We start from the raw sequence: 10991 nt of genomic DNA, 5'->3' as shown, positions 1-10991 counted from the left end.
CCCTGAAGGCGCAACGCCGCGGTCCGCATCCTGCGGTCGGGGCGCCTCTCGTCGCCCCGCGTCCTCAACCTTCGAGTTCGACGTCGTCGAGTTCCATCTGCACGTGCTTGCCGTACCAATGGCCTTCGACGAGCACGAGTTCGTGCTCGGCCCAGACCGGCGCGCCGAACACGGTGACCGTCGTGCGCACGCGCGCCGTGTCCTGGCGGCGTTCGATCACATCGACCTTCAGCGAGTCCGCGACGGCGTCCAGATCGATGCCGTAGTTGCGCACCGCCTCCTTGGCCGCGGCCAGGACCGGGTTCACCCGTTCCAGCACGCCTTCCAGCGGCAGCGCCTTGAGCTGGTCGATGTCGGTGATGCCGGTGCGGCGCGCCGCATCGGTCAGCAAGGTCAGCGAGCGGCGCAGCGTGTCCGTGCTCAGGAAATCCGTCGTCGTGGCCCAGTCCTGGATGCCCGGAATCGCCTGACGCAGCGCATCGCGCTGGGCATCGGTCAGCTTCGTCTCGGTCGAATTGACCGCGAACTGCATCGCGCCGAAGGCCATCAGCAGCAGGGCCGGCATCTGCTGGCGCGCCTTGACCAGCTCCGGCTCGAGCTTGGACATCATCCGGTCGACCGCGTCGGGCGCGGTCAGCTCCTGCATCTTCGCGGCGAAGCGCGCGCGCTCGTGCTCGCTCGTCGGCTCGTTGCGCTTGCGCTCGAACGCGGTCCGGGCCGCTTCCCACTGGGACGGCGGGGTCATCGCCTGTGCCAGCGCAGCCAGGTCGCCGGCCCGGAAAAGATTGCCCAGTCGCTTGATTTCAATGGCCGGATCCGGCGCGCTCACGCTCGCGGCGCGGACCGGCGTCGCGGCGATCTCCTGGGCCGACACGACCGAAACCGGGCCGATGATGCCGGCCGCCAGCAAGGTCAGGGACAACAGCTTCATCTTCATACAGCGCTCCTCTCTGCGGGGAGCTTTAGTGTAGTAGTGATATACAACACTAGTAGTGACGGAAGTCATTGTGACCTGCGGCCTGGTCGCCGAGGCGAACCGGAGACCGCGGGGCCGCAGCGCGATTCACGGTTCGGCTACACGCCGATGGGCCCGCCGTCCTTGCGCGTGATGACGATGGTTGCCGAGCGTGGGCGGGACGTTCCGCCGCCTGGCCAGTTGCTCGTGAACGTTCCGGCAACACTCTTCGTCGAGTCTCCGGGATGCTGCACGTTGACGAACAGGGCCTTGCCATCCGGCGTCTCGGCCATACCCGTCAACTCGCCGTCGGCCGGGCCGACGAGAAAGCGCCGCAGCGTTTCCACAGTAGGATTTTTACCCTTCTGCATCAGTGCATCGACTGAGTTTCCGGAAAGCGAGTTCTTCACGGTGGTCGGGCCGCCATCGCCGACCTCGCCCGGCATCGCGGCGAGCATCCTGCAGTTCGTCACGTCCGAATATGCCGAATCGTCCGTCTGTATCCACAGTAGTCCGGTTGCCGCCGAGAACCCTAGCCCGTCCGGGCTGGAAAGATCGTTGTCACCGGTCAACTGCGAAAGATTGACGTCGGCACCAGCGCCGGCTTCGGCGGCGAACAGATAGACATCCCAGCGAAATGACGATCCCCCGGATCGGCGTCCGACGTGCGGACGATATGTCCGTTGACGTTACCCGACTGCCTCGCACCGTTCTTGTCGTCCGCATAAGCGCGCGGATTCGCCGCATCGGGCGCGAGCTTCGGCCACGCCGTCACTCCCAACGCCTGGTTCTTGTTGTTGGTCAGCGAGAAATACACGTCTGCGTTCCGCGGATTGACAGTGCACCACACCGGCCGGTCCATGCGCGTCGCACCGACGGCATCCGCCGCCAGACGCGCATTCGCCACGACATCGGCGACCGATGCAAATTTGAATGCGGTCGACGATGCGATGCGCGCATTCGTCAGATCCAGCGCGAGCCAGCTGCCGGATCCGTCAGCGTCGACGGGCAGCGCCGGCACCATGCGACGGGAGGCTGCGGTTCACTCCATCGTGCCGCGCAAGCGACGGACCTCGCACCGGATACGACACGGAATCCGCCGACGACTCGAGACGCGCCCGCAACATCCGCTGCTAGACTCCGGCTACCTGCCGCCACGCCCGGATCCCCATGGCCACCGCGATACGCCGCCTCGCGCTGCCGCTGCTGGCCCTGCTGATCGGCGTCGCCGCGCTGGGCTGGTCCGCGGTGCTCTACAGCGAAAGCCGGTCGGTCGAAGCAAACGGCCAGCTCGCGCCGGTCACGGCGATCGGAAGTCCTAAGAAGATCAAGCAGAGCGGCACGCGCATCACCTATCGCGCCGACATCGCCTTCACCGCGCCCGACGGGAACCGCGTGCTGACACGCGGCACGCTCTCCGACCGGACGCTGGATGCGTTCCGCGCGGGGCAGCCCGTGCAGCTGCGCTATCTGGCCGGCCGCCCCGAGGTCAATCGCATCGTCGGCGACGAGGACGAAGGCAGCAGTTGGCTGCTCGTCGCCGTCGGCTGTGCCGGTCTGGTGTTCGGCGTGGTCGGCCTGGTGATGCCGGCGCGTTCGAGGCGTTCGGCGCGACGCGCGCGTTGATTCGAGTGCGGTGGTGTAGGTGGAAGCGGCGAAAAAGCGTGAAGAGGAGTGAGAAACGCGCATGAGCGCACCGCGCTCCGTTTTCTCGATTTTCTCACTCCTGCCCTCTATTTCCTGCCCCAACGCAGACCGCCCGCCGCGCCACTCCCCCAGAATTCCTTTGTATATTCCGCAGAATCCACCAGACTCTGCCACACCGACACCGACCCGCGGAGAATGAAGCCATGAACGCTGGAGTTCGTCGTCTGCTGAGGCTGTGTGCGCCTATCCTGCTGCTGTGCGGTCTTGCCTCGGCGCAGGATCCCGCGACCTGCACGCAGGACTGCCCCGCGCCCTACGTGCCGAACGCGTTCTGGACCACGCAATACGGCCCGGCGGCCGCGAACGTCGTGCTGTCGCCGACGAATTTCCTCGCGTGTTCGTCGGCGTCCTATGCGCTGTGCTACTACTCCGGACCCGACGCGCCGCCGAAAAAGAAGCGCGGCATCGGCGCCCTGCCCGCGCTGCCCTGCAACGTCTCGGAATCCGATCCGGGCATCGCCGACTGCCGCTGCTACGCGGAATCCGGCACGTCGTACGTCGACATCCATTCGATCCGCAACACCGAAGCCTATATCGAGACCATCCGCGTCTGCGGTCTCGACGGCGCGAAGTGCCGCAACCTCGTTACCGACGAACTGCCCGGCAAGGCAGCCGAGGTGCTCGGCGTCACGCCGCCCGCACTGCCGACCGCGCCGGTCTGCAGCTACCTGCAGGCCGACGCGGACGGCAAGGCGCCGATGGCGCCCGACGCCGAACTCGTCTCGACCTTCAGCTTCGCGCGCGTCAAGAGCTACGGCATCCAGCAGACCGACTGCACCGCGACCGCCGCGCCCTATGCGGGCTGCATGACCGCGTCGTGCACCTTCGAGCGCGATGCGAAAGGCAAACCGACCGGCTTTGCGACCTGCCGCTGCCCGATCTACAGCGGGCCGTTCCAGGTCGGCCAGGCCGGCGCATCCTGCGATGCGGGCAGCGGCAATGTCTGGTCGGCGGCTTATGCGCCGCCGTCGTCGGGTTCAGGCACGAGCGGCAACTGACGATCGTGCGGAGGTCAGGCGGCGGACACGGAGAACGCAGCAGTTCGGCGATCACGGCGGACTCCTTATAAAGATCGCGCACGCGATCGGCATGTTCGCGCATGCGCCAGACGCCGAGCGCGATGACGTGACCGGGCGCATCGACGTCGTAGAGCAACTGGTGCGACACGTAGCCGTCGAAGGCCTGCATGTCGCTCCAGAGGCGGCGCGTCAGTTCGAGGCCGCGGGCTTCGTGCCCGGCGTTGATCCAGGTATCCCAGATTACGGTGATCATCGGTCGCTGCCTGCCTCGGTTCGGCCGGAGAACAGGCAGCTCAGGCTGTACGGCGGCGCGGAACCGGATCCAGTCGGGCGGACTTTCGCCGGTCCAGACCGACGCGCCCGCTTGCCTGGGGCGTCTCGTCGCCGTCGTCGACGCAGGCTATAGTCGCTCGCCAACACACGCGACCGAATTTTCCACTGGGGGTAAATCATGCCGCGTCACGCCTTCCTGCGCACGTTGCGCGCCGGATTCGTAGCTGTCTCGCTGTTGATCGGCGTCGGCGCCGCCCAGGCGCAATGCGTCAGCCTCACAACGTTGGGGTCGGCCTCGACGCAGAACTTCGACACCCTGTCCAACACAGCCGGATCGACGACGAACAACCTGACGATCACGGGCTGGTTCATGACCGAGACCGGCGGCGGCGCGCGCGACAACGACCAGTACGCGGTGGATACCGGCGGCAGCACGACCGGCGACACCTACAGCTACGGCGCCGCGGGCTCGACCGAGCGCGCGCTCGCCGGCCTGCGCAGCGGCACGCTGATTCCGAACTTCGGCGCGTGCTTCACGAACAACACCGGCGCCACGATCTCGAGTCTCGCTCTGGCCTTCACCGGCGAGCAATGGCGCCTCGGCACGATCACCCGCACCGACCAGCTCAATTTCGAATACAGCACCGACGCGACGAATCTGACGACCGGCACGTGGACCGCTGTCACGGCGCTGAACTTCGTCACGCCGAACACGGCGACCGCCGGTGCGAAAGACGGCAACGCAGCCGGCAACCGCACCGCACTGTCGTCGACGATTCCGTCGCTGGGCATCGCGAACGGCGCGACGTTCTGGATCCGCTGGACCGACATCGACGCGAGCGGCGCGGACGACGGGCTCGCCGTCGACGACTTTTCGCTGACGCCGCAGGGCGGACCGCCAGCGCCGGCCCTGAACGTCAACGACATCACGCTTGCCGAAGGCGACGCCGGCACGACGACCTTTACATTCACGGTGTCGCTGACGGCACCGGCGGGCCCCGGCGGCGTCACGTTCGACATCGCTACCGCGAACGACACCGCGACTGCGCCGTCCGACTTCACCGCCGTTTCGCTGACCGGCCAGACGATTCCCGCGGGCAGCTCGACCTACGCCTTCAACGTGCCCGTGAACGGCGACACCACGGCCGAGGCGAACGAGACCTTCTTCGTCAACGTCACGAACCTCTCGGGCGCGACGGCCGGCGACACGCAGGGCCTCGGCACGATCAACAACGATGACGTCACGATCACGCCGATCCACGACATCCAGGGTCCGGGCGCAAGTTCGCCGATCGTCGGCAGCAGCGTGACCGTGCGCGGCGTCGTGACCGGCGTGAAGTCGAACGGCTTCTTCGTGCAGGACGAAGACGCCGAGGTCGACGCCGATCCGGCGACGTCGGAAGGCATCTTCGTGTTCACGAGCAGCGCGCCGCCGGCCGCCGCCGCGTTCACGGCGCTGGTGCAGGTCACCGGCACCGTCACCGAATTCGTACCGCCGGCCGATCCGCTGCAGCCGCCGGTCACCGAACTGACTTCGCCGAGCGTCGTACAGGTTTCGCCGCCCGGCCAGACGTTGCCGGCGCCCGTTGCGCTGACGCCGACCTTCCCGGATCCGGCCGGTCCGCACGACCAGCTCGAACGCGTCGAAGGCATGCGCGTGTCCGCCGCGTCGATGACCGTCGTCGGGCCGAGCCAGGGCAGCCTCAGCGAAGCCAATGCGACCGCGACGAACAACGGCCGCTTCCACGCCGTCGTCACCGGCGTGCCGCGCCCGTTCCGCGAGCCCGGCATCGAAGCGCCGAACCCGCCGCCGACCGGCTCGATTCCGCCGATTCCGCGCTGGGACGCGAACCCCGAGCGCCTGCGCGTCGAGAGCGCGACGATCAACGCGCAGCCGCTGCTCGATGTCGCGAGCGGCGACGTCGTCGCCAACCTCACCGGTCCGCTCGACTACGGCTTCCGCGCCTATGCGATCTATCCCGACGGCACGGCCGGCACGCCGGCCGTCACGCCGGCAACCCCACCGACCATCGTCACGCAGGCGTCGTCCACCGAATTCACGATCGCGTCGTACAACCTGCAGCGCTTCTACGACACCGCCGACGATCCGCTCACGAACGATGTAGCGCTCACGGCGACGGCATTCGCGAACCGCCTGCAGAAGGCATCGCTCGCGATCCGCAATCACCTGCTGAACCCCGACATCGTCGGCGTGCAGGAGGTCGAGAATCTCTCGACATTGCAGGCCCTCGCCGCGCAGATCAGCGCCGATGCGATCGCCGCGATGCAGCCCGACCCGATGTACGTCGCCTATCTTGCCGAAGGCAACGACGTCGGCGGCATCGATGTCGGCTATCTCGTGAAGACCGCGACCGTCGGCGGCACGACGCCGCGTGTGACGGTGAATTCAGTCACACAGATCGGTCTGGCCGCGACCTGGATCGACCCCTCCACGGGCACGAGCGCCCAGCTCAACGATCGCCCGCCGCTCGTGCTCGACGCCGTCGTCAATCGTTCGCCGACGGTCTCGTTCCCGGTCGTCGTCGTGAACAACCATCTGCGTTCGCTGCTCGGCATCGAGGACATCGCCGCCGCGGGTCCGACGACCGGCGGCGACCGCGTGCGCCGCAAGCGCCAGATCCAGGCCGACTTCCTCGCGCAGTACCTGCAGGGTCGCCTGACCGCGGCGCCCGGCGAGCATCTCGTCGTGATCGGCGACATGAACGCGTTCGAGTTCAACGACGGCTATGCGAACACGCTCGGCACGATCATGGGCACCCCGTCGCCCGACAACGAAACCGTCGTCTGCGCAACGTGTCCGATCGCGCCGAACACCGGCGACGGCATCGACCAGCTCAATCCCGACCTGACCAACCTCGTCAACACGCCGCCGGCACCACAGCGCTATTCCTACGTCGAGGACGGCAACGCGCAGAACATCGACCACGCGCTCGTCGCGGCCGGCGTCGTGACCGACACGACGGCGCGGCGCATCGAGCATGCGCGCGTCGGCGCCGACTGGCCGGAATCTGCGCGCAGCGCGGCGACTTCGGCACTGCGCGTTTCCGACCATGATCCGCTGATCGCGTACTTCACCGTCGCCGGTTTCGCCCAGGCCGACCTCGCGATCACCAAGACCGACGACGCGGACCCGGTCATTGCCGGAACCGCGCTCTCGTATACGATTTTCGTCAACAACAATGGCCCGGACGCCGCCAATGCCGCATCGTGGAGCGACACGCTGCCGGCCGGCACGACCTTCCTCTCCGCGACGGCGCCGCCAGGCTGGAGCTGCACGACGCCGCCCATCGGCGCGGCCGGCACGGTGTCCTGCACGAATCCGACCGCTGCGGTCGGCACCGCGCAGTTCTCGCTGAATGTGACCGTCGATCCTGCCGTCGCCGAGGGCACGGTGCTGTCGAACACGGCGACGGTCTCGTCAGCGACGACCGATCCGGATCCGTCGAACAACAGCGCAACAGCGACGACGACCGTATCGGCGTCGGCCGATCTCGTCGTGACGAATCTGTCCCTGACCCCGACCGTCAACGCGGGCCAGAACGCGACCTTCCAGATCATGGCGTCGAACGTGGGCCCGAGCGCCGCCGCATCGGTTTCGCTGACGAACGCGCTTCCGGCCGGCACGACGTTCGTGTCGCTGTCCTCGTCGGCGGGCTGGAGCTGTACCACGCCGGCGGTCGGCGCGGCCGGCACGGTCAACTGCACGATCCCGAGCCTGACACCGCAATCCAGCTCGTTCACGCTGGTTCTCGCGATCGATCCGTCGTTTGCGCCGGGCACGCTCAGCGACACCGCGACCATCGCGTCGGCAACCACCGACCCGAACAGCGCGAACGACAGCGCGACCGCGAATGCGACCGTCGGCGCGTCGGCCGACCTGGGTGTGACGAACACGCCGTCGACGACGTCCGCGATCAACGGCCAGCCGATCACCTACACCATCGTCGTGGGCAACGCCGGTCCGAGCACGGCAAGCACCGTGTCCCTGACCAACGCGATCCCGGCCGGCACGACATTCACGTCGCTGTCCTCGCCGGTCGGCTGGAGCTGCACGACGCCGGCCGTCGGCGCGACCGGCACGGTCAGCTGTTCGATCGCGAGCGTGCCGCCCGGCGGCAACGCGACCTTCAGCCTGACCGTCACGATCGACACCGGCCTGCCGCCGACGATGATCGTCGACACGGCGAGCGTCACGTCGGCAACGCCCGATCCGACGCCCGGCAACGACTCGGCGACCGCATCGACGACTACGCCGGTGTCGCTGCAGTCCTTCGAGGTCGATTGACGATGACGACGGCGCCGCCGAAAAGCGGCGCCGTCGTCTTCGCGAAAGATGTGGAACGCGTCGCCGCGTTCTATCGCGAGACGATGGCGCTGGCCGTCGAGCAGCAGGACGACGGTTTCGTCGTGCTCGGCAGCGCGGCGACGGAACTCGTCGTGCACGCGATACCGCCGGCGATCGCCGCGCAGATCGATATCGCCGTCCCGCCGCGGCCGCGCGAAGACGCGAGCGTCAAACTGATCTTTCCGGTCGCCGATCTCGCCGCCGCCCGCGCGGCCGCATGCGCCCACGGCGGCCAGATCGAGCCCGCCGAACGCGAGTGGGAATGGCGCGGCTACCGCATCTGCGACGGCGTCGATCCCGAAGGCAACGTCGTGCAGATTCGCGCGAACGTGGCGGGGGCGTCCAGCACCAGGTTGTAAGCCGAAGGCGAATCCCGGCGTCGACGTGATCGTTTCGGCGAAGGCAGCAACTCACTGCTTCGGCGTCACCCGATAGATCGTCGGCGCGGGCTGAGCGAGCGGCTTGACGCCGCGCACGTTGTTCTCCGGCATGCCGTTGCTCCGGAGCGCCGCTCGCAGCCGGTTCACGATGCCCGAGGGCGTCCGGATCGGCGCCTGCAGCACGAACCAGCGGATGTTGCCCGTACACGGCGGAGTCGTCAGCGAACCCACGTAGCTGTAGAACGACTCATGGCCGAACCGCCAGAGCACGCTGCCCAGGTCGACGGCTTCCACCGACCCCGGCGGCGCGCTCAGCGAGCGATACGCGGCAACGAGCGTGGGATCGTCCGCCACGCCGTCGTCGATTTTCCAGAGCGCGCCGAATACCGCCGTGCCGCCATATTGATCCGTCGTCTTGATATGGATCTCGAAGACCGGAGTACCGTCGACGACGTGCTCGTTGCGATGATGAAAATGAAATCCGGCGACCGTGTAGACATAGGGTTTCGCCGAATCGCCGATCCCCGGCGTCATCGCAACGGACGGCCCGGGCGACGCCGTGAACACGACGTTCTGGTCGTGCGGATCGAACGTGGCCTGCGGCACGACGGTCGACGTCGTCCATGGTGTCGTCGCGACACCGACGAACGTGATCGGCGACTGCTGCGGCGGAGGCGGCGCTTCGCAGGCCGATCCCCAGCCGGGTCCTTCGGGATACGTCCACTGCGTCACGGACGCAGCGGGCGGCACGTGTGCGCAGCCTGAAAATCCGAGCAGCGCAACGGCGAGCGCGAGCGGCTCGAGCCAACTCGTCGGATGCGTCGAGACGAAGCGGGCGCGAACGCGGCGATGCGGCAGAACGGCGTGGCCCCTGACCATGTCCATCCCCTGGGAACATGCGGTGGACTTTTACACTAGCAGCACTTTGTCGGCCGCTCAAGCGGCGTGATAGACCGGCGTTCGCGCCTGCGCTATGCGCTGGAGCCGAGGTTTTTGCGCACGCCCGATTTGTCTCGCGAGACAAACCACGCTGCCGATGCAGCGAGCGTCAGTCGTCGGAAACGCATGCTGGCGATGCCTGCCTGTCGTATCATTTTTAGCGCACCGCTCCACCCATCCCGCCGCCCCGCGGGCACCGCGGAACATTTCCACACCTGCACGAGTCGACGCCATGCTCGGTATCACGCCGTTCGGCATGTTCCACACGCTCATCAGTCTCGTCTCGTTGTCCGCCGGGCTCTATGCCCTGCTCCGCCGGTGCGAACTGCGCGCCGACACGACGCTCGGCAGGGTCTACGTGCTGTTCACGATCGCGAGCTGCGTGACCGGCTTCTTCATCGTGCGCCACGGCGGTTTCAGCCAGGCCCATGCGCTGGGCATCGTGACGCTGGTCGTACTGCTCGCATCCTGGCAGATCCAGCGCAGCGCCGGCGCGAACCGCCTGCGCCGCACGCTCGCGGCACTCGGCTTCACGACGACGGTGTTCTTCCATTTCATCCCGGGATTCAACGAGACGCTGACGCGCGTTCCGGCCGGCAACCCGCTGCTGACCGGGCCGGAAGATCCGAAGCTGTTCATGCTCGTCGGGATCGCATTCGCGGTATTTGCGGTGCTCGGCGTGTTTCAGGTGCAACGGCTGTACCGGTGAGCGAACGAGGAGAGGCCATCGCCTCTCCTCGCTGCCGCCAACGCGGCTAATTGACCGTAAACGCCCCACTCGTATCGCTGATCGTGCGCCGGTCGTAGTCGATGACGGAGATCCGATAGTCGCTGCCGGTCGCGAGCGTCGACGGAATCGTCCAGTTGTACGAGCCGGTCGACGAGACCACGTGCCAGGTCAGCCATTGCACGAAGGTCGTGCCGTTGTAGAGCGCGACGTCGACGTGCTGCGAGTTCGTCGCGGTCCAGCGGATCGAGCGCGTGCTGCCGCGTGTCCAGACTTCGCCGCCGACGGGCGCGGTCAGATCGATCGTCGTCGTGTCGGGCACGCCGAAGCTCGCGCGCAGCGACACGCCGGAATAGGCCGAATAGCCCTGCAGCAGCACGTGATAGCGGCCGGCGGCCGGCGCGGCGACGGTGCACGTTTCGTTGCTGGTACTGGTATACGGGCGGCAGTCGTAGACGGCGGTCGTCGGCGGCGTGCCGAAGCGCGTATACAGGTCCACATCGCCGCTGCCGCCGCCCGTGGCGATGACGAGGTTCGTCGCGCCGCTCGGCACGTCGATGTAGTACGTGCGCGCGCTGCCGGCCGCGCCGCTCGCGGTCACGGCGACGCCGTTCGTCAGCGGCGT

Annotated in this window: 10 protein-coding genes; 5 read left to right on the top strand and 5 right to left on the bottom strand. The window is 67.4% G+C overall.

Going from position 1 to position 10991, the window contains the following annotated elements; genetic code table 11:
• Nucleotides 1–64: 64 nt before the first annotated feature.
• From VLF18_RS16350 to VLF18_RS16340, 3 genes are all read right to left on the bottom strand, one after another.
• Nucleotides 65–931 (bottom strand): hypothetical protein, encoded by an 867-nt coding sequence (locus VLF18_RS16350; RefSeq protein ID WP_325280693.1) that lies wholly within the window; start codon nt 929–931, stop codon nt 65–67.
• Nucleotides 932–1074: 143 nt separating this feature from the next.
• Entirely contained in the window at nt 1075–1575 is a 501-nt protein-coding gene (locus VLF18_RS16345) for an alkaline phosphatase PhoX (RefSeq protein ID WP_325280694.1), read from the bottom strand.
• The gene (locus VLF18_RS16340) at nt 1524–1979 is read right to left on the bottom strand and encodes an alkaline phosphatase PhoX (RefSeq protein WP_325280692.1); all 456 of its coding nucleotides are present in this window, start codon (nt 1977–1979) and stop codon (nt 1524–1526) included. Before VLF18_RS16340 ends, VLF18_RS16345 begins: the two co-directional genes overlap by 52 nt.
• Before the next feature lie 146 nt (nt 1980–2125).
• On the opposite strand from VLF18_RS16340, the gene VLF18_RS16335 reads away from it, so the two are divergent.
• From VLF18_RS16335 to VLF18_RS16320, 4 genes are all read left to right on the top strand, one after another.
• Nucleotides 2126–2581, top strand: coding sequence for a DUF3592 domain-containing protein (locus tag VLF18_RS16335; protein ID WP_325280691.1), 456 nt, complete (start codon nt 2126–2128; stop codon nt 2579–2581).
• 224 nt (nt 2582–2805) lie between these two features.
• Nucleotides 2806–3660: a hypothetical protein gene (locus VLF18_RS16330; RefSeq protein WP_325280690.1), complete on the top strand. Its 855-nt coding sequence runs from the start codon at nt 2806–2808 to the stop codon at nt 3658–3660.
• A 472-nt stretch (nt 3661–4132) separates the two neighbouring features.
• The gene (locus VLF18_RS16325) at nt 4133–8260 is read left to right on the top strand and encodes a Calx-beta domain-containing protein (protein ID WP_325280689.1); all 4128 of its coding nucleotides are present in this window, start codon (nt 4133–4135) and stop codon (nt 8258–8260) included.
• A gap of 2 nt (nt 8261–8262) precedes the next feature.
• Nucleotides 8263–8679: a VOC family protein gene (locus tag VLF18_RS16320; RefSeq protein ID WP_325280688.1), complete on the top strand. Its 417-nt coding sequence runs from the start codon at nt 8263–8265 to the stop codon at nt 8677–8679.
• Between the two features lie 51 nt (nt 8680–8730).
• On the opposite strand, the gene VLF18_RS16315 is transcribed toward VLF18_RS16320, so the two are convergent.
• Nucleotides 8731–9579, bottom strand: coding sequence for a carbonic anhydrase family protein (locus tag VLF18_RS16315; RefSeq protein WP_325280687.1), 849 nt, complete (start codon nt 9577–9579; stop codon nt 8731–8733).
• Between the two features lie 292 nt (nt 9580–9871).
• Between VLF18_RS16315 and VLF18_RS16310 the strand changes: the two genes are divergently transcribed.
• Nucleotides 9872–10348 carry a hypothetical protein gene (locus VLF18_RS16310; RefSeq protein ID WP_325280686.1) on the top strand — a complete coding sequence of 159 codons (477 nt, stop codon included), beginning with the start codon at nt 9872–9874 and terminating at the stop codon, nt 10346–10348.
• Between the two features lie 46 nt (nt 10349–10394).
• Here the strand turns inward: VLF18_RS16310 and VLF18_RS16305 are convergent.
• On the bottom strand, nt 10395–10991 hold a 597-nt coding region (locus tag VLF18_RS16305; protein WP_325280685.1), incomplete at its 5' end, for a pre-peptidase C-terminal domain-containing protein.

The organism is Tahibacter sp., from assembly GCF_035481375.1.
GTDB lineage: Bacteria > Pseudomonadota > Gammaproteobacteria > Xanthomonadales > Rhodanobacteraceae > Tahibacter.
This window is presented reverse-complemented; position numbering and strand designations above follow the sequence as displayed.